The 24,391-nt window shown below is 52.1% G+C and carries 22 protein-coding genes, 1 other RNA gene and 1 pseudogene; 10 read left to right on the forward strand and 14 right to left on the reverse strand.

Features of this window, described 5'->3' with window-relative positions; genetic code table 11:
* Positions 1–6 precede the first annotated feature (6 nt).
* Positions 7–3,372, reverse strand: coding sequence for a mechanosensitive channel MscK (gene mscK / locus OGX83_RS11855; protein WP_048235963.1), 3,366 nt, complete (start codon positions 3,370–3,372; stop codon positions 7–9).
* Between the two features lie 128 nt (positions 3,373–3,500).
* Positions 3,501–4,151 (reverse strand): multidrug efflux transporter transcriptional repressor AcrR, encoded by a 651-nt coding sequence (gene acrR, locus OGX83_RS11860; protein WP_003831045.1) that lies wholly within the window; start codon positions 4,149–4,151, stop codon positions 3,501–3,503.
* A gap of 141 nt (positions 4,152–4,292) precedes the next feature.
* Here acrR and acrA point away from each other — a divergent pair, with 141 nt between their 5' ends.
* From acrA to OGX83_RS11890, 6 genes are all read left to right on the forward strand, one after another.
* A complete protein-coding gene (acrA, locus tag OGX83_RS11865; RefSeq protein ID WP_286588087.1) occupies positions 4,293–5,486 on the forward strand; it encodes a multidrug efflux RND transporter periplasmic adaptor subunit AcrA in 1,194 nt (397 codons plus the stop codon).
* Positions 5,487–5,508: 22 nt separating this feature from the next.
* Positions 5,509–8,658: an efflux RND transporter permease AcrB gene (acrB, locus tag OGX83_RS11870; protein ID WP_008783964.1), complete on the forward strand. Its 3,150-nt coding sequence runs from the start codon at positions 5,509–5,511 to the stop codon at positions 8,656–8,658.
* Positions 8,659–9,146: 488 nt separating this feature from the next.
* Entirely contained in the window at positions 9,147–9,521 is a 375-nt protein-coding gene (tomB, locus tag OGX83_RS11875) for an Hha toxicity modulator TomB (RefSeq protein WP_003021733.1), read from the forward strand.
* 27 nt (positions 9,522–9,548) lie between these two features.
* Positions 9,549–9,767, forward strand: coding sequence for a hemolysin expression-modulating protein Hha (gene hha, locus OGX83_RS11880; protein ID WP_002892050.1), 219 nt, complete (start codon positions 9,549–9,551; stop codon positions 9,765–9,767).
* A gap of 181 nt (positions 9,768–9,948) precedes the next feature.
* Positions 9,949–10,500 carry a maltose O-acetyltransferase gene (gene maa / locus OGX83_RS11885; protein WP_008783963.1) on the forward strand — a complete coding sequence of 184 codons (552 nt, stop codon included), beginning with the start codon at positions 9,949–9,951 and terminating at the stop codon, positions 10,498–10,500.
* A 116-nt stretch (positions 10,501–10,616) separates the two neighbouring features.
* A complete protein-coding gene (locus OGX83_RS11890) occupies positions 10,617–11,087 on the forward strand; it encodes a YlaC family protein (protein WP_020996574.1) in 471 nt (156 codons plus the stop codon).
* Positions 11,088–11,165: 78 nt separating this feature from the next.
* Here OGX83_RS11890 and ykgO read toward each other — a convergent pair whose 3' ends face one another.
* Both ykgO and OGX83_RS11900 read right to left on the reverse strand, forming a co-directional pair.
* On the reverse strand, positions 11,166–11,306 hold the full coding sequence (ykgO, locus tag OGX83_RS11895) for a type B 50S ribosomal protein L36 (RefSeq protein WP_005125190.1): 141 nt from the start codon (positions 11,304–11,306) through the stop codon (positions 11,166–11,168).
* A 1-nt stretch (position 11,307) separates the two neighbouring features.
* Positions 11,308–11,568 carry a type B 50S ribosomal protein L31 gene (locus tag OGX83_RS11900; protein ID WP_008783961.1) on the reverse strand — a complete coding sequence of 87 codons (261 nt, stop codon included), beginning with the start codon at positions 11,566–11,568 and terminating at the stop codon, positions 11,308–11,310.
* A gap of 188 nt (positions 11,569–11,756) precedes the next feature.
* Between OGX83_RS11900 and pdeB the strand changes: the two genes are divergently transcribed.
* The gene (gene pdeB / locus OGX83_RS11905) at positions 11,757–13,310 is read left to right on the forward strand and encodes a cyclic di-3',5'-guanosine monophosphate phosphodiesterase PdeB (protein WP_103284816.1); all 1,554 of its coding nucleotides are present in this window, start codon (positions 11,757–11,759) and stop codon (positions 13,308–13,310) included.
* A gap of 51 nt (positions 13,311–13,361) precedes the next feature.
* Here the strand turns inward: pdeB and OGX83_RS11910 are convergent, their stop codons facing one another.
* Both OGX83_RS11910 and yczE read right to left on the reverse strand, forming a co-directional pair.
* Complete coding sequence (locus OGX83_RS11910; protein ID WP_008783959.1) at positions 13,362–13,715, reverse strand: DUF1428 domain-containing protein; 354 nt, start codon at positions 13,713–13,715, stop codon at positions 13,362–13,364.
* A gap of 64 nt (positions 13,716–13,779) precedes the next feature.
* Positions 13,780–14,409, reverse strand: a complete 630-nt coding sequence (gene yczE, locus OGX83_RS11915) for a membrane protein YczE (RefSeq protein WP_032942547.1) — start codon at positions 14,407–14,409, stop codon at positions 13,780–13,782.
* 86 nt (positions 14,410–14,495) lie between these two features.
* Between yczE and yczR the strand changes: the two genes are divergently transcribed.
* Positions 14,496–15,923, forward strand: coding sequence for a MocR-like transcription factor YczR (yczR, locus tag OGX83_RS11920; protein ID WP_174770618.1), 1,428 nt, complete (start codon positions 14,496–14,498; stop codon positions 15,921–15,923).
* Positions 15,924–15,982: 59 nt separating this feature from the next.
* On the opposite strand, the gene OGX83_RS11925 is transcribed toward yczR, so the two are convergent.
* The 3 genes from OGX83_RS11925 to ffs form a co-directional block, all read right to left on the reverse strand.
* Positions 15,983–16,201, reverse strand: coding sequence for a hypothetical protein (locus tag OGX83_RS11925; RefSeq protein ID WP_008783956.1), 219 nt, complete (start codon positions 16,199–16,201; stop codon positions 15,983–15,985).
* The gene (locus OGX83_RS11930; RefSeq protein WP_003831029.1) at positions 16,198–16,449 is read right to left on the reverse strand and encodes a hypothetical protein; all 252 of its coding nucleotides are present in this window, start codon (positions 16,447–16,449) and stop codon (positions 16,198–16,200) included. Before OGX83_RS11930 ends, OGX83_RS11925 begins: the two co-directional genes overlap by 4 nt.
* 198 nt (positions 16,450–16,647) lie before the next feature.
* Positions 16,648–16,744: signal recognition particle sRNA small type (gene ffs / locus OGX83_RS11935), an RNA gene on the reverse strand.
* A gap of 84 nt (positions 16,745–16,828) precedes the next feature.
* Here ffs and OGX83_RS11940 point away from each other — a divergent pair.
* Positions 16,829–17,218 (forward strand): annotated as a pseudogene (locus OGX83_RS11940) (MGMT family protein).
* A gap of 31 nt (positions 17,219–17,249) precedes the next feature.
* On the opposite strand, the gene OGX83_RS11945 reads toward OGX83_RS11940, so the two are convergent.
* Positions 17,250–17,819 carry a YbaY family lipoprotein gene (locus OGX83_RS11945; protein WP_003021666.1) on the reverse strand — a complete coding sequence of 190 codons (570 nt, stop codon included), beginning with the start codon at positions 17,817–17,819 and terminating at the stop codon, positions 17,250–17,252.
* 212 nt (positions 17,820–18,031) lie between these two features.
* Between OGX83_RS11945 and tesB the strand changes: the two genes are divergently transcribed.
* A complete protein-coding gene (gene tesB / locus OGX83_RS11950; RefSeq protein WP_003831027.1) occupies positions 18,032–18,892 on the forward strand; it encodes an acyl-CoA thioesterase II in 861 nt (286 codons plus the stop codon).
* A 50-nt stretch (positions 18,893–18,942) separates the two neighbouring features.
* On the opposite strand, the gene amtB is transcribed toward tesB, so the two are convergent.
* The 4 genes from amtB to OGX83_RS11970 form a co-directional block, all read right to left on the reverse strand.
* Positions 18,943–20,229 carry an ammonium transporter AmtB gene (gene amtB / locus OGX83_RS11955; RefSeq protein ID WP_008783954.1) on the reverse strand — a complete coding sequence of 429 codons (1,287 nt, stop codon included), beginning with the start codon at positions 20,227–20,229 and terminating at the stop codon, positions 18,943–18,945.
* Positions 20,230–20,260: 31 nt separating this feature from the next.
* Positions 20,261–20,599: a P-II family nitrogen regulator gene (gene glnK, locus OGX83_RS11960; protein ID WP_003021657.1), complete on the reverse strand. Its 339-nt coding sequence runs from the start codon at positions 20,597–20,599 to the stop codon at positions 20,261–20,263.
* A 248-nt stretch (positions 20,600–20,847) separates the two neighbouring features.
* Positions 20,848–22,626, reverse strand: coding sequence for a SmdB family multidrug efflux ABC transporter permease/ATP-binding protein (locus OGX83_RS11965; RefSeq protein WP_167820279.1), 1,779 nt, complete (start codon positions 22,624–22,626; stop codon positions 20,848–20,850).
* Positions 22,619–24,391 carry a SmdA family multidrug ABC transporter permease/ATP-binding protein gene (locus OGX83_RS11970; RefSeq protein WP_020996575.1) on the reverse strand — a complete coding sequence of 591 codons (1,773 nt, stop codon included), beginning with the start codon at positions 24,389–24,391 and terminating at the stop codon, positions 22,619–22,621. The genes OGX83_RS11965 and OGX83_RS11970 overlap by 8 nt, the downstream gene beginning before the upstream one ends.

Raw genomic sequence — 24,391 nt, forward strand, 5'->3', positions numbered from 1 at the left:
TGCAACTTAACCTACCGAAGGCGTCGGATCATCACCTTTAATGATGTCACGCTTAACCTCGGTCACGGTATCACCTTTCGCGTTATGCAGATGCACTTCGAGCTGGTTAAAGGCGATATCAATGTCGTTTTCACGGCACAAACGATCGACCGCACGGTTCAGTTCATCAACCGTGTGGCTACGATCGCGCAGTTCACGCACGTATAAACGCAGTTCATGATCCAGCGTGCTGGCACCGAAGGCGGTAAAGAACACCGCAGGCTCTGGATCGTGCATCACTTTCGGGTGTTCCATCGCCGCCTGCAGCAGCACTTTCTTCACTTTATCCAGATCCGAACCGTAGGCCACGCCGATGCGGATCACCAGACGCGTGGTGGTATCGGAAAGCGACCAGTTGATCAAACGCTCCGTCACAAATGCTTTGTTCGGGATGATCACCTCTTTGCGATCGAAGTCGGTAATAGTGGTGGCACGGATACGGATCTTGCTGACCGTTCCTGAGAACGTACCGATAGTCACGGTATCGCCGATGCGGACCGGGCGTTCAAACAGAATAATCAGACCCGAAACAAAGTTACCGAAGATTTCCTGCAAGCCAAAACCAAGACCAACCGACAGGGCTGCTGCCAGCCACTGTAGCTTATCCCATGAAACACCGAGCGATCCGAAGACCGTCATCGCGCCGATGGCGATGATCGCGTAGTTAAGGATCGTGGTGATCGCATACGAAGCGCCCTGACGCATCTTCAGTCGCGACAGCACCAGCACTTCCAGCAGGCCGGGTAAGTTACGGATCAGCGCCCACGCGACCATTGAGGCAATAATCGCAAACAGCAGGCTGCCCATGGTGACGTCTTTCACCACCGCAGCTCCCGCTTCGGTGCCGTTGTAATGCCAGAGCGTAATGCTATCGAGATAACTGAACACGGTGATTAGATCGGACCAAATTGCCCAGAACAGAATACCAAACAGCGCAACCATCACCAGCATTGTTATACGCAGCGTTTGCTGGTTAACCTGCTCAAGCGCAATGGTCGGTTCTTCCTGCGGCTCGGCTCCTTCCGCCCCTTCTTTCACCAGGTTCTGACGACGCGCTAAGGCACGGCGCCAGGCGATACGACGTGCCGCCACGCTCAATCCACGCAGTACCGTCTGATACAGCAGGTTCCAAAGGATAACCAGATAGACCGTTTCAATCCAACGACCGGCCAGGCGCAACGTGGTGTAGAAATACCCTGTCGCCGTCAGCACCATTAATGCAATCGGGATAATTGAGAGGACAGTAATGGTAACCAGACGCAAGCCATGCGACTCTTTGTCACGCCAGCTTTCACGACACATTGGCCATACCAGGAAGGCGATCAGCAGCAGGTTGAGGAAAATAACTACCTGACCCAGCACATCATCCATCAAATTAAGCGGCGACAGCTCAGCAATGACCGACCAGAAGTTGAGCGGTAACAGCGCCAGGCTAATACGCACGATCTGGCGGCGCCAGTGGCTTGTCTGTTTCGCTGGCATACCAAAATGACGAATTGCCACGCCATCTTTTTCCAGCACCTTCCAGCACAGACCAAACACCAGCCAGAAGACTGTCATCTTCTTACTGAACGCCCACAGCAGGTCGCTGATATTCAACTGCATGGTAAGCAGAATCAGGCCCAAGGCGAGGATAATCAGGCACGCAGGTAACGCTCGGATCAGATCGATCAGAATCGCTTTTGGTGTATTGAGCTGACTGTCATTACGCAGATTCCCTACTGCGGCGGCTAATTTCGCCTGATACTCTTTCAACCATTTCAAACGCCAGCGGATTAACCCGGCAATAAGCAGCAGTGGCAGCCCCGCCAGGAACGCAATAAAGACGGCGGGCCAGGCTTTTTCCCAGTTCACCGTGATTTTCATCGACTTAAACTGGTCTTTTAACGTTTGTGGGAAGGCTTTGATCCAGTCCCAGTCCATCGGACGGTTACTATTTACCCAGAATATTTGCTGCGTGAGGATCCCTTTCAGGTTCTTCGACACGCTCATTAGCTGCTGTTGATTGATTTGCAGGTTAATCGCCATCATCAACTGGTTGCCCAGCTGCTTGTTCAGCTGATCCAACAGTTCACGGCGCATATCCACAACCTGCAGCAGGGCATCATGGACTTCACCATTCACTTCGTTGCTGTGCCCTTCTTCCAGTTTGGCGACAAACGCATCGTTCTGGAATAGCGCATCACGCTGCTGGTTTATCTCAAACTGTTCCAGACGCAAATCGGCGATCCGGTTGGTCATATCGGCAAGTTCATCCGCCGACGGCAGCGTTTGTTGTTGCTGATACAGAATACGCGACAGCAGCAGGCTGCCTTTCAGGACGGCAATCTGTTCTTTAATGTTGCGTTCGGATTGCAGCGCGCGGTCAAGCCAGTTTTTGACTTTGATATTCTGCTGCATCAGGTTGTTGCCGTTTTCGGTCGCGGCAATCAGACGCTGACTTAGCTGATGGTTAACGTCCAGTTCCTGCTTCACTAACGGATTTGACTGAATACGCTCGGCTTCATCCGGCGTTACCGCTTCCTGAGCTGTCTTTTCGGTTAACGTCAGTCGTTTGCTGTTCACCGCTTCTTGCAGAAGCTGGAGCTGATGTTCAAGCCGGTTACTGTTAGCTGTTACGTAATCACGTTGTTTTTGCAAGGTATCCTGCAAAACAGTATTACCTTCGAGGCTCTTACGCTGTTGGTCGATCTGCGCACTCAGCAGCGCCTGCTGTGCCTGCAGCAACACCTGCTGGCTGGGGCGTAACGCAGCCTCTCCCACATTGTTGCCATCGAGTCGATTACGAATTTGCTGCATTTGCTGCGACGCGGTGTACATCGCATTCTGCACACGCTCTGGCTGCGTCTGGAGCGACACCAGTTGGCTGTTGTAAGCGGCAAGATCGTTTTGCGCACTTTGCAGGTCATCCAAAACCTGTGCCACGCGCGACTCAAGCTGTCGCAAGGAGAGTGTACTCAGCGTTTTTCGCGTTTCATCGTCGTTATCGACATCGCTGAGCGAATTTAACGCATCCGTCGCCTGACGCATTTTCTCCGGTGCCTGGGCAACTTTCTGGCGAAGCTGTACGGTCTCATCTTTCACGCGATCGATTTTATCCAACGTGGCGATGGTATCGATGAGATCCTGTTGGACCAGCTTATCCTGCGCGGAGAGATCTTTTTGTTTACTCAGCGCGTCCAGTTGGCTCTGAATATCCGCTTTCGTCGGCAGTTCACCACTCTGTTGCGCCCGCGCAAAAGCAGACGACTGGCAAGATAGCAAGAGAATGAAGAAAAGAATGGTAATAGCAATAAGATGCTGTGAACGTTTATAGAGCTGCAACATAGTCATGAGAATGAACGTTTCTGAACCGGAAAAGTGACCGAAAATAGTCAAGCGGCAAGAATATCACGGCTGTGACCGGCAGAATAGCAGCAGGCAAAACGACCAGGAGAATTCCTGGTACAGGCCCAAAACGTTTAGTGGATTTCCGCCACGCCAAGCCGCAGAGTTGGGCACATAAGGCACATCTCCAGCAGCACAGCGACGTATTCCCGAGCTTCTTTTTTCAGATCAAACGATTCGGGGGCAAATAACCAGTTTTCTATGATTCCGGTAATATAGCTGCGCAACAGGACCGCCACGCGACGGGTGTTCAGGTTTTCCGGCAGCATATTGGCATCCATACAGTGTCGCAATGTTTGTTCGATACGATCGTAATTTTCAATACAAAGATGGCGTTGAGCTAACTGAACAGAGGCCATTTCCCCGACAAATTCGCATTTGTGGAATATAATTTCCAGCAACAAACGTCGGCGTTCTTCTGTCACGGTAGCTTCAAGAACGTAAATTAAAATTTCTCTTAATACTGATAGTGGATCGTCGGGGAATTTTGCCTGATACTCAGTCTCTAACTCATCAATGTTAGGTTTTGCTAGCTCCCAGATTTCACTGAATAAATCCGACTTGTTTTTGAAATGCCAATAGATTGCACCGCGCGTGACACCAGCGGCTTTTGCGATCTCCGCAAGCGAGGTGGATGATACCCCTTGTTGCGAAAACAAATGCAGAGCAACATCGAGAATATGCTGTCGTGTTTCCTGTGCTTGTTGTTTGGTTTTTCGTGCCATATGTCAGTGAATTTACAGGCGTTAGATTTACATACATTTGTGAATGTATGTACCATAGCACGACGATAATATAAACGCAGCAATGGGTTTATGGGCTTTAAGCCATTGATCAATTTGAAATCGGACACTCGAGGTTTACATATGAACAAAAACAGAGGGTTAACGCCTCTGGCAGTCGTTCTGATGCTCTCAGGCAGCTTAGCGCTAACAGGATGTGACGACAAACAGGCCCAACAAGGGGGCCAGCAGATGCCAGAGGTTGGAGTTGTTACGCTCAAAACTGAACCTCTACAGATAACAACTGAGCTTCCGGGTCGCACCAGTGCGTTTCGCATTGCAGAAGTTCGTCCTCAGGTTAGCGGTATTATCCTGAAGCGTAATTTCACGGAAGGTGGCGATATCGAAGCGGGTGTATCTCTCTATCAGATTGATCCTGCAACTTACCAGGCCGCTTATGAAAGCGCAAAAGGCGATCTGGCCAAAGCACAAGCCGCAGCAAATATCGCTCAACTGACGGTTAAACGTTATCAGAAACTGTTGGGTACTAAGTACATCAGTCAACAGGATTACGATAGCGCGCAGGCAGACGCACAGCAGGCGAACGCCGCCGTTGTCGCCGCGAAAGCCGCGGTAGAAACTGCACGCATCAATCTGGCCTATACCAAAGTGACGTCGCCGATCAGCGGCCGCATTGGTAAATCATCCGTTACGGAAGGTGCTCTGGTGCAAAACGGTCAAGCGACCGCACTGGCGACCGTTCAACAGTTGGACCCGATCTACGTGGACGTGACGCAGTCAAGCAACGACTTCCTGCGCCTGAAACAAGAGCTGGCCAACGGCACGCTGAAGCAAGAGAACGGCAAAGCGAAAGTCGAACTGGTGACCAACGACGGCATTAAATACCCGCAGTCCGGTACGCTGGAATTTTCTGATGTGACGGTTGATCAAACCACCGGGTCGATTACGTTACGCGCCATCTTCCCTAACCCGGATCACACCTTACTGCCGGGTATGTTCGTCCGCGCACGTCTGGAAGAAGGGATTAACCCAACGGCATTACTGGTTCCGCAGCAAGGCGTTACCCGTACACCGCGTGGCGAAGCCAGTGCATTGGTTATCGGTGCAGACAACAAAGTGGAAACTCGTCAAATTGTCGCGGCACAAGCGATTGGCGATAAATGGTTAGTCACTGATGGACTTAAGCCGGGCGACCGCGTGATTGTTACTGGACTGCAGAAAGTACGTCCTGGCGCGCAGGTAAAAGCGCAGGAAATCACCGCTGATAACAACCAGCAAGGCCAAAGCGGTAGCCAGCCTGAACAGTCCAAGTCTTAACTTAAACAGGAGCCGTTAAGACATGCCTAATTTCTTTATCGATCGCCCAATATTTGCGTGGGTGATCGCCATTATCATCATGTTGGCAGGGGGGCTCGCGATCCTCAAATTGCCGGTAGCGCAATATCCAACTATTGCACCGCCAGCAGTGACGATCTCCGCGACCTACCCTGGCGCTGATGCCAAAACAGTACAGGATACTGTTACGCAGGTTATCGAACAGAACATGAACGGTATCGATAACCTGATGTACATGTCCTCTAACAGTGACTCCACGGGTACCGTGCAGATCACCCTAACCTTCCAGTCTGGTACTGATGCGGATATCGCGCAGGTACAGGTGCAGAACAAACTGCAGCTGGCCATGCCGTTGCTGCCTCAGGAAGTACAGCAACAAGGGGTTAGCGTTGAGAAGTCATCCAGCAGCTTCCTGATGGTTGTCGGTGTTATCAACACCAACGGCACCATGACGCAGGAGGATATTTCCGACTACGTTGGCGCCAACATGAAGGATGCCATCAGCCGTACTTCAGGTGTGGGTGATGTTCAGCTGTTCGGTTCTCAGTACGCGATGCGTATCTGGATGGATCCGAACAAACTGAACAACTTCCAGCTGACGCCGGTTGATGTAATCAGCGCCATCAAAGCGCAGAACGCCCAGGTTGCAGCCGGTCAGTTAGGTGGTACACCACCGGTGAAAGGCCAGCAGCTTAACGCGTCAATCATCGCGCAAACCCGTCTGACCTCTGCTGATGAGTTCAGCAAAATTCTGCTGAAAGTGAATCAGGATGGTTCCCAGGTTCGTCTGCGTGACGTGGCGAAAGTGGAACTGGGCGGTGAGAACTACGACATCATTGCGAAGTTCAACGGTAAACCGGCATCCGGTCTGGGTATCAAGCTGGCGACAGGTGCTAACGCCCTGGATACAGCAAACGCTATCCGCGATGAACTGAAGAAGATGGAACCGTTCTTCCCGTCAGGTCTGAAGATCGTTTACCCGTATGACACCACGCCGTTCGTGAAAATATCTATTCACGAAGTAGTGAAAACGCTGGCGGAAGCAATCATCCTCGTGTTCCTGGTAATGTATCTGTTCCTGCAGAACTTCCGCGCGACGCTGATTCCGACTATCGCCGTGCCGGTGGTGCTCTTGGGTACGTTTGCCGTCCTTGCGATTTTCGGCTTCTCGATAAACACCCTGACGATGTTCGGGATGGTGCTCGCCATCGGCCTGCTGGTGGATGACGCCATCGTTGTGGTCGAGAACGTTGAACGTGTAATGGCTGAGGAAGGACTACCGCCGAAGGAAGCAACGCGTAAATCAATGGGCCAGATTCAGGGCGCACTGGTGGGTATCGCGATGGTACTGTCAGCGGTATTTATCCCAATGGCGTTCTTCGGGGGGTCTACCGGTGCAATTTACCGTCAGTTCTCCATCACCATTGTTTCCGCGATGGCGTTGTCTGTACTGGTGGCATTGATTCTGACCCCTGCCCTGTGTGCGACCATGCTCAAACCGATTGCTAAAGGCGATCACGGAGAAGGCAAAAAAGGCTTCTTCGGCTGGTTTAACCGCATGTTCGATAAGAGTACGCACCATTACACCGATAGCGTAGGCGGTATTCTGCGCAGCACCGGTCGTTATCTGGCGCTGTATCTGATCATCGTTGTGGGCATGGCCTATCTGTTCGTTCGTCTGCCAAGTTCGTTCCTGCCAGATGAAGATCAGGGGGTATTCCTGTCTATGGCTCAGCTGCCAGCGGGTGCAACGCAAGAGCGTACCCAGAAGGTACTGGACGAAATGACGGATTACTATCTGACCAAAGAAAAAGCGAACGTTGAATCGGTGTTTGCCGTTAACGGCTTCGGTTTTGCAGGTCGTGGTCAGAACACCGGTATCGCATTCGTCTCTTTGAAAGACTGGAGTGAACGTCCAGGTAAAGAGAACAAAGTTGAAGCGATTACTCAACGTGCAATGGGCGCATTCTCGCAGATCAAAGACGCGATGGTCTTTGCCTTTAACCTGCCAGCGATTGTGGAGTTAGGGACCGCAACCGGTTTTGACTTCCAGTTGATTGACCAGGCAGGTCTGGGCCATGAGAAGCTGACTCAGGCGCGTAACCAACTGTTTGGTGAAGTCGCGAAGCATCCTGATCTGTTGGTCGGTGTTCGTCCTAACGGTCTGGAAGATACGCCGCAGTTCAAGATCGATATCGATCAGGAAAAAGCGCAGGCTCTGGGCGTTTCCATTAGTGATATTAATACAACGCTGGGTGCAGCATGGGGCGGAAGCTACGTGAATGACTTCATCGACCGTGGTCGTGTGAAGAAAGTTTACGTCATGTCTGAAGCGAAATACCGTATGTTGCCGGAAGATATTGGAAACTGGTATGTCCGCGGCAGCGATGGACAGATGGTACCGTTCTCCGCCTTCTCTACCTCACGTTGGGAATACGGTTCACCGCGTCTGGAACGCTATAACGGTCTGCCGTCCATGGAAATCTTAGGCCAGGCCGCTCCGGGTAAAAGTACCGGTGAAGCCATGGCCATGATGGAGCAACTGGCCAGCAAACTGCCATCCGGTATCGGTTATGACTGGACCGGTATGTCCTACCAGGAACGACTGTCCGGCAACCAGGCCCCTGCCCTGTATGCCATTTCACTGATCGTCGTGTTCTTGTGTCTGGCAGCGCTGTACGAGAGCTGGTCAATTCCGTTCTCCGTAATGCTGGTTGTACCGCTGGGTGTTATCGGTGCATTGCTGGCAGCAACGTTCCGCGGCCTGACCAACGACGTTTACTTCCAGGTAGGCCTGCTCACAACCATTGGGTTGTCGGCGAAGAACGCGATACTTATCGTCGAATTCGCCAAAGACTTGATGGATAAAGAAGGTAAAGGTCTGATAGAGGCGACGCTGGACGCAGTACGCATGCGTTTACGTCCAATCCTGATGACGTCACTGGCCTTTATTCTGGGCGTAATGCCGCTGGTCATCAGCTCCGGCGCAGGTTCCGGTGCACAGAACGCCGTTGGTACTGGCGTAATGGGCGGGATGGTGACGGCAACCGTGTTGGCGATCTTCTTTGTTCCGGTGTTCTTTGTGGTGGTACGCCGCCGCTTTAGCCGCAAAAATGAAGATATTGAGCATAGCCACTCAGTAGAGCATCATTGATACATCTCTGAAGATAAGGCCGCGCAAGCGGCCTTTTTTCTGGAAAAATCATAAAAATCACTTATTGCCATTCCGTTTATTTTCTATCGGATAAATAAGCGATATAATCCTTGCAGCCTTAAAGGCTATTCTTAAAAAAACAGCGAGAGTTCTTATTTACTTTAATAAATATTAAGATTAATCCTATCCACTGGTTCACATTGTCGGTTGTTGCCTTTCGTTGCTAAACCTAAACAAGATAACCCGATGATTGCCCGAAGAATAAAGAAATTGTCCCATTTCGAATAGCGGCATTTATCTGTTAAAATGTAAAAATGACGTAGCATCATAATTTTACATAATTGTAATTTTTCGTGATATGACGATGAAATCTTTTTTAGAGTAGATTATAGTTAAATCATCAGGAGTCGCGGGCAAGTTCCAGGTAGTTGTTGTATCCATCCCGAAAGGTGTTCGGTTAGTTTAAGCCACTAAGAAGGGGATGCGTTATGGATGAATACTCACCCAAAAGACATGATATCGCGCAGCTTAAATTTCTCTGCGAAACTCTGTATCATGACTGTCTTGCAAACCTTGAACAAAGTAACCATGGCTGGGTTAATGACCCTACCTCTGCAACCAGCTTGCAGCTCAATGAACTGATAGAGCATATTGCAACCTTCGCACTTAATTATAAAATTAAGTACAATGAGGACAATAAGCTGATCGCGCAGATAGATGAATACTTGGATGACACTTTTATGTTGTTCAGCAGTTATGGTATTAATACGCAGGATCTGCAGAAATGGCGGAAGTCAGGTAATCGACTGTTTCGCTGTTTTGTCAATGCCACCAGGGCTAATCCTGTTAGTTTGTCTTGTTAAAAATTATTACAATCATAGGTAAGAGTTATGTCCGATAAACCATTAACTAAAACAGATTATTTGATGCGCCTGCGACGTTGCCAGACAATTGATACGCTAGAGCGCGTTATTGAAAAAAATAAATATGAATTGTCCGACAACGAACTGGCTGTATTTTACTCAGCAGCAGATCATCGCCTTGCTGAATTGACCATGAATAAGCTTTACGACAAGATTCCAACTTCTGTTTGGAAATTCATTCGCTAATTGCACTCAAGGTTAAGTCAGGTATAGCGGTACCGTTGTCTGGCTGACCATTTTCGTATTTACAATGGTTATTTAATTCAAATCGCGTGACTATGATCACAGCAAAGGAGCGGGAACGTTCCCCTTGTTTGCATTACGTTTTACTGTGCTGAAATAACCTTCAGTACACAGGGAATTCGTAATGCGTAATGAAAAGCAAAAAATGATCGCCGGCGAATACTATCGCCCGGCAGATGAAATGCTGCGCAGTGACCGACTACGCGCTCGTCAGTTGATCCATCGCTACAATCTCACCGCTCCCGATGAAAAAAATGAGCGTCAGGCAATCCTGCACGATCTGTTAGGTCAGAGTGAGGGAGCCTATATTGAACCCTCTTTCCGTTGTGATTACGGTTATAACATCTATCTTGGTAAAGACTTTTACGCCAACTTCGACTGCGTTATGCTCGACGTCTGTCCAATTCATATTGGCGACAACTGCATGCTGGCACCAGGCGTTCATATCTATACCGCGACCCATCCGCTGGATGCTACCGAGCGCAACAGTGGCCTGGAGTTCGGAAAGCCCGTGACTATCGGCAATAATGTCTGGATAGGTGGCCGTGCAGTGATCAATCCCGGCGTCACGCTGGGCGATAACGTGGTTGTGGCATCAGGCGCAGTGGTCACTAAAAGCGTTCCGGCAAACACCGTGGTTGGGGGCAATCCCGCAAGGATCATCAAAACGCTGTGATCTTAAATGTAACTGTTATGCTAAATTGCGGTTAATCTGTTACTTTCTTCAAAGGGTATCCCCTTTTAAAATAGGGCGATCCCTCCTGAATTTTGCAGATATCACGAAGGCAAGAGATGACAGAAATACAGCGCCTGCTTACTGAAACAATCGACGACTTAAATATTCGCGAGAAGCGCGATAACAAACCGCGCTTTAGCATCAGCTTTATTCGCAAACACCCAGGGCTGTTTATCGGCATGTATGTTGCGTGGTTTGCCACGTTGGCGGTGATGCTACAGTCAGAAACGTTAGTCGATTCAGTATGGCTGCTGGTGGTGCTGTTCGTTGTACTCAACGGCTTTTTCTTTTTCGACGTTGCGCCACGATACCGCTTTGAAGATATCGACGTTCTGGATTTTAGAGTTTGCTATAACGGAGAATGGTACAACACTCGCTTTGTCCCCTCCTCTCTCATCGATACTATCCTGCACTCACCGTCCGTGGATAGCGAACATAAAGCACAGCTGCAAAAGATGATATCGCGCAAAGGCGAACTCTCGTTTTACGATGTCTTTACGCTTACCCGCGCCCAGACCAGCCAGTAACGGCATCTCAGCACAGATAAAAAAAGTGCGTTCCTGCGAAGGTAACGCACTTTAATCCCTGAAATGCTGGCAAAGAAACTAACGTCTTTTTTTACGCCCCTGTACTGCTTTAAAGCGCGGATTCGTTTTGCAGATAACGTACAAACGCCCTTTGCGTTTTACTATCTGGCAGTCAGGATGGCGCTGTTTTGCGCTGCGAAGTGAATTGAGTACCTGCATTTTAACCCCGCTTAACGCCAATAAAATGACCAAAACGTTTTTGGAAACGTGCTGCACTACCTTCATTATCAAAGGTTTTTTGTTTCCCGGTATAGTACGGATGTGATTTAGAAGAGATATCGAGGGTCACGTACGGGTACATTTTCCCCTCAAACTCAATTTCACGCTCAGTCTTGATGGTCGAACCGACCTTAAAGAATTCATTGGCACTGGTATCGTGAAACACCACGGTACGATAAAAAGGATGAATATCCGGTTTCATAGCAACCTCAATTTGATACGTTATAACATAACCATAAAAATACACCACTCTTGTACAAACCACAACCTGATTTACGCTACAGGGAGTCAAACGGGATGATAAATGGCCGTAAATATATGATGCCAATCGAATAGCTTTTTGGGGTTTCGGATATACTTTCCCTACGCTGTGTAAATAAGGATATCACTGTGACAACACGACATCTGATAAGCCTGGTGACTGGGGTACTGTTCCTTTCCATCCTCGCGCCTGTAGGTTTAAGCCTGTGGCTGGCACATCGTCAGGTCGAAACGAAATTTATCGATGAACTCGACATGTTCTCAACTCGAGTCGCATTACGTACGGAACGCGTAGGCGAGCAGGCGAAAAAAGCATTACGCAATATTGAAGCTTTTCAGGGAGTGCCTTGCAGTGACGAGCATTTGCTGGAAATGCGTCGTTTGTCCTATAGCTATCGCTATATTCAGGAAGTGCTGTACCTCAAAGATAATGTTCCACAATGCTCATCCCTGGAAAAAAGAAGTAAGGCCGCCGCGTTTCCATCAGCGATGAAAGTCACACCTGATGGATATCGCGCATGGCTTACTACGCAAAACGATTTAGGTATCAAGCGTTTTATGGCGGCATTAGGGAGCGAACATTATGTTGTGATGGTCGATCCGGGCTCTTTTATTGACGTCATCCCGTTTGGCTCATGGCCGATTGAAGTCACTATCATTGGAACCGTGCGCAACATAGTCGTTGCCAGTAGCGCCAACCTGCCATCGGACGTTTTACAGCATGTAAAACAAGAGAGCTCGATTACCCATTTTCAGAAGGATGGCAATATTTTTAACGCTCGCCCCTTCCCGGAACTGGGTATCACGATCGTAACCTGGGCATCTACCCTGCCGTTACAAAAAACCTGGCACCGACAGGCGCTGATCTGGCTTCCGGCAGGCATCCTTATCGGCTTGCTCACCGCCGCCTTTGTTTTGCGCATTTTGCGCCGCTTACAGTCGCCCCATCACCAGTTACAGGACGCTATCCAGCATCGGGATATCAAGGTCTACTACCAACCAATTATCTCGCTCAAAACGGGAAAAGTCGTCGGGGCTGAAGCACTGGCTCGCTGGCAACAGGCTGACGGAAGCTATCTGTCGCCAGAAATTTTCGTCGCGCTGGCGCAAGAGACCGGGCTGACAGAGCCTCTCACACGATTGATTATTGAAAGCGTATTTGAAGATTTAGGCAAATGGCTGCGTCAGCATCCGGAGCAGCATATATCCATCAATCTTGAGTCAGCCGATCTGGCCTCCGAAACGCTTCCTGCTCTGTTAAGTCAGAAAGTGAACCACTGGCAACTTAAGCCTACGCAAATCGCGCTGGAACTAACCGAACGCGAGTTTGCCGACCCGAAAAACAGCGCGCCGTTTATTGCTAAATACCGTCAGGCAGGCCACTCGATCTATATCGATGATTTTGGCACCGGCTATTCCAGCCTGAGCTATTTACAGGATCTGGATGTCGACATCCTGAAGATAGACAAATCGTTCGTTGATGCACTGGAGTACAACAACGTGACTCCACATATTATCGAGATAGCGAAAACGTTGAAGCTGGAGATGGTGGCGGAAGGTATCGAAACCGAGAATCAGGAAGCCTGGCTACGCCAGCATGGCGTGCAGTACGGTCAGGGCTGGCTTTACAGCAAAGCGCTGCCGAAGGCGGAATTTATTCTGTGGGCAGAAAAACGGCTTTAACATTGCTGTTGATGTTGAGATGGCTGGCGGCACGCCGCACAGCCAGTCACATCACTCTTCCATAATGGGCGCAAATCCACCGTAGATCATTCGCTTGCCATCAAATGGCATAGATTCACCGAACTCCTTCATACGGGGATCGGACATCATCTTCTGATTCGCCGCATCGCGGACCTCTTTGGAAGGGTATTCAATCCAGCTGAATACCACTTCTTCATGCTCCTGTGCTTTCACAGCCATGCGAAAATCGGTCAGTTTGCCGTCGGGGACATCATCTGCCCAGCACTCCACTACGCGCAATGCACCGAACTCCTTGAAAAGCGGAGCTGCTTTTGCCGCCATCGCAATGTACGCCTCCTTGTTTTCAGCGGGTACGGCAACCACAAAGCCATCAACATACTTCATGAGAAAAACCTCCGAAGTGTACTGCGCGGCAAGCCGATTCCGGCCGCGTCAGTCGAGGTTAAGTTTAGTCGCCAGTAGGCGATCGCGCCCCAGGTGCATTCCTGATACGCGTACGTGACTGCGGCTGATGCCGAAACCACGGCAGGCAAAGCTGAATCAACGGTCCGATAGCCAAGGCATACAGCACCGTACCAACCCCCACGGTTCCCCCCAGCAGCCAACCGATAAGCAGCACCGACACTTCGATTGCGGTTCGAATTCGTCGTACTGGCCAGCCGGTACGCGCGTGGATACCGGTCATCAGACCATCACGCGGACCGGCGCCAAAACCTGCGCCAATGTACAGGCTGGTTGCTAACGCATTCAATATTACCGCTGACACCAGCAGCCCACTGCGCGCCAGCAGGGATTCAAATCCAGGAATCACCAGCAGCGCGGCATCTGCCGCCAGCCCGATCATAATCACGTTGCTCAGTGTGCCAAAGCCTGGTCGCTGGCGCAGCGGTATCCACGCCAGCAGCACCAACACGCCCACGGCAATAATCACCACGCCGATATTCATTGACAATAAATTGGCTACACCCAGGTGAAACACGTTCCACGGATCGGCCCCTAAATCAGCACGGACAAACATGGCCGTCGATACACCGTACAGCGCCAGCCCGATATATAACTGAAGTAAACGACGCAGCATGCATTTCCCTCCCACTCTCGGATAACTTTCATCTTCACCGCAATTGGCACTATGATTAATGTCCAGTTTTCAAAAAGTGGACTGTTATGTCATCTCGCCGTTATGGAAGTCAGTCTTTGCAACGCCTGCTCGGACACTGGCTGGAAAGCCCCTCGCGAACGCCCATCTGGCGACAGCTGGCAGAAGCGTTACGTCTGCTTATTCTCGATGGTCGGCTGGCGCTGGATAGCCGCTTACCGGGTGAACGCGAGCTCGCCGTCGTCCTGCAAGTAAGTCGAACTACCGTCGCCAGCGCTATGGCGCAACTGCGTGAAGAGGGATATCTGGAAAGCCGTCATGGTAGCGGCTCACGGGTGATCCTGCCGGAACATATTCGCCATGTGCCAACCCGGACCAGCACCGGCACAGCGCTTGATTTGTCCACGGCGGCGCTAAGTGCCGGTCCCGAAATTCATCAGGCTTACCAGCAGGCGCTGTTTGCTATGCCACAGCATTTGCTGAGCTCCGGGTATTTGCCGCAGGGGCTGTCGGTATTGCGTGAGTCCATCGCTCAGCATTATTGCGATCGCGGGCTCCCGACGCAGCCCGATGAAATCATGGTCGTGAATGGTGCAGTCAGTGGCCTGGCGCTGATCCTGCGTTTGCTCACCGGCCCCGGCGATCGCGTAGTGGTTGATCACCCCACTTATCCGCTGGCGATTGCCGCGATTCAAGGCGCATCCTGTCGCCCCGTCGGCGTGTCGCTACCCGAGCACGGTTGGGATACCGCGGGTCTGGTCGCCACCATCGCGCAAACCGCACCGAGAATGGCCTACCTGATGCCGGACTTTCACAATCCGACCGGGCGTTGCATGGACGCTGCAACTCGCCAGGTCGTGGCGGATATTGCCGAACGAACCCGCACTACCCTGGTGGTCGATGAGACGATGGTGAACCTGTGGTATGACGCCCCGCCGCCGCCGCCGCTTGCCGCATTCAATCGCGACGCGCCGATCATTCTATTGGGTTCAGCCGGGAAAAGCTTTTGGGGGGGATTACGTCTGGGCTGGATCCGGGCGTCGGCGCGAACCATTGCGGCGCTGGTACAAACCCGCGACACCTTCGATTTAGGCTCCCCGGTGCTTGAACAACTTGCCACCAGCTGGCTGCTGGATAACGCCGCCGACTTTCTTCCTGACAGAAGACGGCTACTCACATCGCAGCGCGATCTGTGCTCGAGCCTGATGAACGCACATTTCCCGGAGTGGCAGTTTACCCAGCCACAGGGAGGACTCTCTTTTTGGGTTGAACTGCCCGATACGCTGGCAACGCTATTCGCTACGCGCGCCGAAAGCGTAGGCATTCAATTAGGAACCGGTACGCGGTTTGGGCTTGATGGCGCATTCGATCGTTTTTTGCGTATGCCTTTCACGTTGCCGGATGACACAGCGCGTGCCGCCTTCAGGGTGTTACAACCCATTTGGGATAACCTGCGTTTGCAGGCCAGCAGCGGGAAAGTACGCAAAATAATCTAAGCGACGAGTCAAAGGACTCGCCCTTAGAAGCCGGGATGGATGAGAGAGTCCCGGTGATATTACCGCTGAGGGGGAACCGGAAAACCCTTCAGTGAAATCACGAAATTTTCACCGTCTTTCTTAATTTTTGCCCCAGCATCACACCAGTCGGAGGCAATTCGGAAGAACTCGTCGCTGCCGACATTCCAGCTCAGGCGGACATGTTTCACATAACCGGAGCGTAGTAAATCACAAGCTTCGCCGTAATTACTGGCGGTTGAGAGCGGTTGTTGTTTCATTTTTTCTTCTTCAGTAGTCTGCGCAATGCTTTGATTTCTTTAGGAGTCAGTGCTTCAACTACGGACTCTTCCGTATGCTGGCTATCGATATCCTCAGCGGAGACTCCTGCCTCTTCAACGGCGGTAAACGCAATCAGCAGCAGTTTTTCCGTCGCAACACTTAAATTTTCGTTATGCACTTCAGCGTAATGGCGAAGCTTTTCTTTTAGCGCCTCATCAATTTTGACATTCAATACAGCGGTCGACATCGTAGAAAATCCTTGTGGTCAGCCAAAACACACCGGATGTAAGACCCTGTCGTTACAGCGCGATGGCGGCGGCAAAAGCAACAAATAACATCCCCGAAACACATTGACAGCATTTGATGACAATAAAATGACAATACGATGACAAAGAAAAGAAGATAAGAAGAAGGGAAATTGCCGGACGGCAGAATTGGGTGGGGGCCCTGCCAGCTACATCCCGGCACACACGTCATCTGCCTTGGCTGCTTCCTTCCGGACCTGACCTGGTAAACAGAGTAGTGTTGCGGGAGAACCAACAGAGCCCCCATTGAGAGCGTTGTTAACCAACGCGCAGGCGCATTATCACTGCTGCACCCTGTAATTGCAACCCATCCAGCATCGGATGCTGTTTTCTTGTGCAATGCGGCTTCACTCCCTCGCCATTCGGCATTATGCTGGAGGATTAGCGCAGGAATAAATAATGGATATACAAGACACTTTCCCCCAACGCGTCTGGCATATCGTCGCGTCAATCCCCGAAGGTTTCGTCACCACGTATGGCGATGTTGCCAGGCTTGCCGGTTCGCCGCGCGCTGCGCGCCAGGTCGGCGGCGTGCTTAAGCGTCTCCCCGAAGGCAGCACTTTGCCCTGGCATCGGGTGGTTAATCGTCATGGTGCCATTTCGCTGACCGGCCCCGACTTACAACGGCAGCGTCAGGCGTTGCTGGCAGAAGGAATAGTGGTTTCAGGAAGCGGGCAGATCGATTTACAGCGCTATCGCTGGGTGTACTAACCCTCTCCAGGCGGAGAGGGTTACGACTGCCTTAGTACTGCGTGGGAGCAGGAACGGCAGAAGAAGGATTCACCTGGGTTGGTGACGTTGACGGCACCGTGGTGGCTGCCCCACCGCTTGCCTGAACCGGTACTGCTGTTTGCTGTACAGGAACCAGCGTCAGATCGGCTTTCGTACCACCCTGATTAATGACCGTCTGAACGGTATCAGTAATAAAGACCAGTTTGTCATTAACCGTAATTGCCGCACTCAGCAGAATACGGGCGTTAGGCTGAATATCTGCCGGGTTAAATGGTAATACAAAGCTGAATGGCGCCTGCTTACCTTCAGTACGGACTGCTTTTTGCGACAGCACTTTTGACGGTGCATCGGCCAGCGACGCATCTGACAGCGTGACGGTCAGCACCGCATCGGGTGGCAAGGCCACTTTCTGGCGGATCCATACCGTACCAGAAACATTTGGCTGTTGAATTTTAGACTGTGTGTCAGCAATTGACGTATTAGGGCTTGGCGCAGGTGTCTGAATATCTGCACTTTTATCAGCACAGGCCGCCAGAGCGACCGCAACCGCTAAACCACTTACCATGTGCACGAGTTTCATTAAATTCTCCTTATCATCTATGCACCAGCGAGAACTTTCCTCGCCAGAAGAGTGGTTAACAAAAACATAACGTGACTAAGTGTGGCACAAGACAGCTGTTTTTGCCTGTAATAGGCCTTTAATTCAGACAATTGCACCCATCGGACCACTTTCAAAATTGCGTTATACTCTGCCTACCTCGCTGCGAGATCGATATAACCTGGAGAGCACGTATGAGTCTGGCGCTGAAAAATTTGCTGACATTGTTAAATCTGGAAAAAATTGAAGAAGGACTCTTTCGGGGCCAAAGTGAAGACTTAGGGTTACGTCAGGTTTTTGGGGGACAAGTTGTCGGTCAGGCGCTGTATGCCGCCAAAGAAACCGTACCGGAAGAGCGTCTGGTGCACTCCTTCCACAGCTACTTTTTACGCCCCGGCGATAGCCAAAAACCCATCATCTATGATGTAGAAGTCTTGCGTGATGGTAACAGCTTCAGCGCGCGCCGCGTTGCCGCAATTCAGAATGGTAAACCCATTTTTTACATGACCGCCTCTTTCCAGGCACCGGAAGACGGATTTGAACATCAGAAAACCATGCCGGATGCGCCGGGTCCCGATGAGCTGAAATCAGAAACAGAAATTGCCCGCTCAGTGGCGCATTTACTGCCGCCGCTGTTGAAAGAAAAATTTATCAACGATCGTCCGTTGGAAGTGCGCCCGGTTGAATTTCATAACCCCTTAAAAGGTCACGTCGCACCTCCGGCGCGCCAGGTATGGATCCGTGCAAACGGCGAGCTGCAGGACGATCTGCGCGTCCATCAATATCTGCTGGGTTATGCCTCAGACCTGAACTTCCTGCCTGTAGCGCTGCAACCGTACGGGATTGGTTTTCTGGAAAAAGGGATTCAGATCGCCACCATTGACCATTCAATGTGGTTCCACCGTCCGTTCAATATTAATGAGTGGCTGTTGTATAACGTCGAGAGTACTTCGGCCTCCGGTGCCAGAGGTTTTGTACGCGGGGAGTTTTATACGCAGGACGGCGTGCTGGTCGCCTCTACCGTGCAGGAAGGGGTAATGCGTAATCGCAATTGAGAATTACCGGATGGTGGCGCAAAAGCGTTACCATCCGGCAGATTGAAACATCAAGCGTTGTAAGCGTTCTCGCCGTGACTGTTCACATCCAGACCTTCGCGTTCCTGCTCTTCCGGTACGCGCAGACCCACCGTCATATCCGCCAGCTTATAGCCAATGAAGGCCACCACGCCGGACCAGACGATGGTGATCGCCACGCTTTCCAGTTGCACCAGCAGCTGATGCCCCATGGTAACGCCCTCAGCAAATCCCACGCCGCCCAGAGAGCTGGCAGCGAAAACCCCGGTCAGGATGCAGCCAACAATACCGCACACGCCGTGCACGCCAAACACGTCACACGGATCGTCCACGCGCAGAAAACGCTTCAGCATGGTTACGCCCCACAGACCAGCCAACCCCGCAACTACACCGATAATCAGCGCCCCGCCGACACCGATGTAGCCACATGCAGGTGTTACGCCCACCAGACCTGCAATAGCACCGGAACAGGCGCCCAGCAGAGACGGTTTACCACGCAGCGCCCATTCACCGAAGATCCATCCGAGGATGGCGGCAGCGGTGGCGACCACGGTATTGACGAAGGCCAGTGCAGCAATTTCATTCGCCGTTCCCGCTGAACCGGCGTTAAAGCCAAACCAACCAATGTAGAGAATAGCGGTACCGGTGAAGACCATCGGCAGGTTATGCGGTTTAAAGGCTTCTTTGCCAAAACCGACGCGTTTGCCAATCAGATACGCGCCAACCAGACCGGCAATCGCTGCGTTGATGTGCACGACCGTCCCGCCCGCAAAATCCAGTGCGCCGTGAGAAGCCAGCAATCCACCGCCCCAGACCATATGTGCAATGGGGATGTACGACAGCGTTAACCACACCACCACAAAAATCAGCACCGCAGAGAAACGAATACGCTCAGCCAGCGCCCCGACAATCAGCCCAACGGTGATGCAGGCAAAAGATCCCTGAAAAGCAACGTGAATGTACTGGTAGAAGCTCCCCGTGACCGCCGTCAGCGCGATGTTCTTCAGCAATACCCAGTTGAAGTTGCCGAAGAAATTATTCCCTTCGCCAAAGGCCAGTGAGTAGCCATAAACCACCCATAGAATACAAACCAGAGCGAATGTCACCGTCACCTGAGTCAGCATCGACAGCACGTTCTTACCGCGAATCAAACCGCCGTAGAACAACGCAATGCCAGGGATAGTCATAAACAGCACCAGCGCGGTACAGATCATCATAAAAGCGTTATCTGCTTTATCCGCAACCGCCGGTGCCGCCATTGCCAGTCCCGGCAGTAGCGCCAGTGAAGCAATACCCGTTTTCATCGTTGCTATCTTCATTTTTTGGTTTCCTATCACTGTGTGCCAGAAGTTACAGTGCGGCTTCGTCGGCTTCGCCGGTACGAATACGAATCACACGTTGCAGCTCGGCGACGAAGATTTTGCCGTCGCCAATTTTTCCGGTGTATGCCGCCTTACTGATGACATCAATCACGCCATCCAGTTGGTCGTCGGCAATCGCCACATCAATCTTCACCTTTGGCAGAAAATTGACGCTATATTCAGCCCCACGGTACAGCTCAGCATGACCTTTCTGTCGGCCAAACCCCTTCACTTCGGTGACGGTCAGCCCCTGAATACCAATAGACGACAGTGCTTCACGGACGTCTTCCAGTTTGAACGGTTTGATTACCACGGTAACCAGCTTCATAGATCCCCTCCAGTCAGAATTCAGTAGTGGCTGCAGATACACGAGAGGAATATTGCAAGGGGTGTGCCAGGAATGAAAAACGCGGAATGATTCAGGTTCGCCGGGTACTGCCGGGAGAGAAAAAGAAAAAACGCACTATAACGGTGCATAGTGCGTTACATTTTTGCACCAGATTGTTGATTGCCGGATGGCGGCGTAAACGCCTTACCCGGCCTACGATACCGCGTGGCCGGATAAGCACTGCGCCGTCAGGCGATAACAGAATCCTCTTGTGTGCTGGCGGCTAACTCTTCGCCCGCCAGTTGCAGCTGATACATCTGCCAGTAACGGCCTTGCGCCGCCAGTAATTGCTGGTGCGTACCACGCTCAACCGCCTGACCGCGATGCAGCACCAGAATGGTATCCGCATCGACAATCGTCGATAACCGATGCGCAATCACCACCAGCGTAGTGTGTTCACGGACCGCCGCCAGCGCGTGCTGAATGGCCTGTTCAGTACCGGAATCAATACTGGCCGTGGCTTCATCGAGAATCAGCACCTGCGGTGTTTCAACCAATACCCGCGCCAGCGCCAGCAACTGTTTCTGCCCAACGGAGAGATTATTGCCCTGCTCGCCCAGCCGGGTATGAATCCCCTCGCTCAAACCCCGAGCCAGTTCTGCCAGTTGCACGGTCTCCAGAGCCTGCCAGACCCGCTCTTCTGAGATATCGCGACCCAGCGTGACGTTTGCCAGGAAGGTATCCGCCATCACCACCGGATCCTGCTGCACCATCGCGATGCCCTGACGTAACGCACCGTGGCTCAGAGAAGACAACGGACGTCCGTCAAGGCGGATTTCCCCCTGCGTCAGCGGGTAATATCCCATCAGCAGGCTTGCCAGCGTGCTTTTGCCGCTGCCTGTGTGTCCGACCAAAGCCACAAAGCTGCGCGAAGGCACGGACAGACTGATGTTTTGCAGCACCAGGTTGTCGTCGCGATAGGCAAATGACACGTTATCCACCTCAATGTCTCCGCTTTTGAGCGGGCGATCGTCTTCACCATAGCGCTGACGAGGCCCATCCATCAGTTCGAACACTCGCTCACCAGCGACAACCGCCTGCTGCAGCATTGATTGCTGGGTGGTCAGCTCGATCAGCGGTTCGTTCAAACGGCCGAGGTAGCTGATGAACGCGTACAGCACGCCAACCTCGATGGAGGTGCCAGAGGTAAAACTGAACAGCATCAGCAAACCGCAGAGGATCAGTGCCGAGAACAGGCTCAACAGCGGACGCAGCAAAAAACCATCCAGTCGCAGGGTTTGCATACGCGCCATATAGTGCGAGCGGCTGGCCTCGCCCATTCTCTCGCCAAACCTTGCCTGCTGGCGGAACTGCTGGATAACGCTCATGCCGTTGATGACTTCGTTAAAGCCATCGTTAATATCCGCCAGATAAGCGCGCACCCGACGCACAATCGGGGTGCTGTAGCGTTGGTAAATCACCATCACCACCAGCACGGCCGGGAAAATGGCCATTGCCACCAGCGCCATGCGCCATTCCAGGCTGAACATTGCCACTAACATCGCGCCGATTAAGGCCGCGCTGCGCAGGACCGTTGCGACCACCGTCACGTACAGGTCGCGAATAACTTCAGTATCATTGGTCACGCGGGAGATAAGCTGCCCGACGGGCTGAGTATCAAAAGCGCTGAGCGGCTGACGCAGCGCAGCGTCCATTACGTCGGTGCGTAACTGTTGTACTACGCCAACCGCCGCCTGGTTAAACAGCAATGACTGAGCGTAATGCAGACCTGCCGCCAGCAGTTGCAGACCGACATAGGCCGCAACCAGCCCGGCAACCATCGCCAATGGCAGATTGTTCTTCGCCACCATGTTATCGATAAAATAGCTAATCAGCAGCGGACCGCTGACTTCCGCCGCAGCCGCCACCCACAGCATAACTACCGCAATCACCAGCTGTTTTCGCCATGGGGAACCATACGCCAGCAGTCTTTTCAGAGTTGGCCATAATTGCCCGAAACTACGCATTAGCCGCCTCCTCGTTTATCTCTGGTGCATCAGACAGCGCCGCTTCAAGTTGCTGATAGCGGTACATGTCGCGATACCAACCGGGCTGTTGCACTAAAGATTCATGCTCACCGCGCTGAGCAATATGCCCATGCTGCATCACGATAATCTCGCTGGCTTCCGTCAGAGCCGATAAACGGTGTGCGCTGATAATCACGGTTCTGCCTTCGCCCCACTGGCGCAGGTTATGTAGGATCTGATGTTCGGTACGACCATCCACCGCCGACAGCGCATCATCCAGAATCAGAATTTCAGCGTTCAGCAGTAACGCTCGAGCGATAGAAATACGCTGTTTTTGCCCGCCAGACAGCATCACCCCGCGTTCGCCCACTTCGGTGTCGTAGCCCTGAGGAAGACGTAAAATATCCTCATGAACGCTGGCAAGGCGCGCCACATGCTCGATCTCTTCCTGCGTGGCCTGCGGGCGTCCTAAGGCGATGTTATTACCGACGGTATCGGAAAACAGGAATGGCGTCTGGCTGACAACCGCCAGTCGGCTGCGCCAGCTATCCAGCTGTAAGCGCGTTAATGGGATATCATGAAAGCGCACATCGCCCTGGGTGATATCAAAATGACGCTGGATCAGCGACAGTACCGTACTTTTTCCCGCTCCGGTCGGACCACAGATGCCCAGCATCTGTCCAGGTTTGAGCTGGAAATTCACATTTTCCAGCGCCGGGTGGGTGGTTTGAGGGTAACAAAATTCGCGAATCGCCACCGCCAGCTCGCCGCGTCCTTCCGGCACCGGTTCAGTACCGTCATCCACTACCGGCGCTTCTGCCAGCATGGCGCGAATTCGGCTATACGCGGCGCTGCCGCGTTCGACGATATTAAACATCCAGGCCAGCGCCAGCATCGGCCAAATCATCAGACCGAGATACATCATAAAGCTGGTGAGCTGCCCGAGCGTCAGCGAGCCGTGAACCACCATCCAGCTTCCCCCGGCAATCGCCAGCAGGTTAGCCATACCAATGGCGATATAAATCGTAGGATCAAAGCGGGCGTCAATGCGCGCCACACGCAGGTTTTTCTTACCGGTATCTTCAGCATCAGCGGCAAATAATGCCGACTGCCGATCCTCCAGCCCAAAGGCCTTGATCATACGAATACTGGTCAGGCTTTCCTGAGTACGATCGTTGAGACTGGAAAACGCCGCCTGCGCCAGCTTAAAACGGTTATGGAGTCGATCGCCGTAACGTTTGATCATCAACGCCATCACCGGCATCGGCAGCAGCGCAATGAGCGTCAGTTGCCAACTTATCTGCGTTGACATCACGATCAGCACCGCACACCCCATAACCAGCGAATCTACCAGCGTCAGCACCCCTTCTCCGGCGGCAAATACGACGCGATCGACATCGTTGGTGGCACGCGCCATCAGATCGCCCGTACGGTGCCGCAGATAAAATTCTGGATGCTGGCGACTCAACTGACGGTAATAATCTTCCCGCAGCTCAACCGCCAGTTGGTAGGATGCGCCAAAGAGCAGCACGCGCCAGACATAACGCAGCAAATAAACCACCACGGCAATCAGGGCAATTGTCCCCACCCACATCAGCAGCCGCTCGGTGGTGAAGCGTTGAGTCGTCACGCCATCCACAATGATCCCGACCACTTTCGGCGGAATAAGCTGAAGGATAGCGATGATGATAAGCAAGGCCACTGCCCCGAGGTAGCGACGCCACTCCCGGCGGAAGTACCAGCTTAATTGAGCAAATAATCGCAC

This window comes from Citrobacter sp. Cpo074 (assembly GCF_030332745.1).
In the GTDB taxonomy this organism is placed as follows: Bacteria; Pseudomonadota; Gammaproteobacteria; order Enterobacterales; family Enterobacteriaceae; genus Citrobacter; species Citrobacter portucalensis.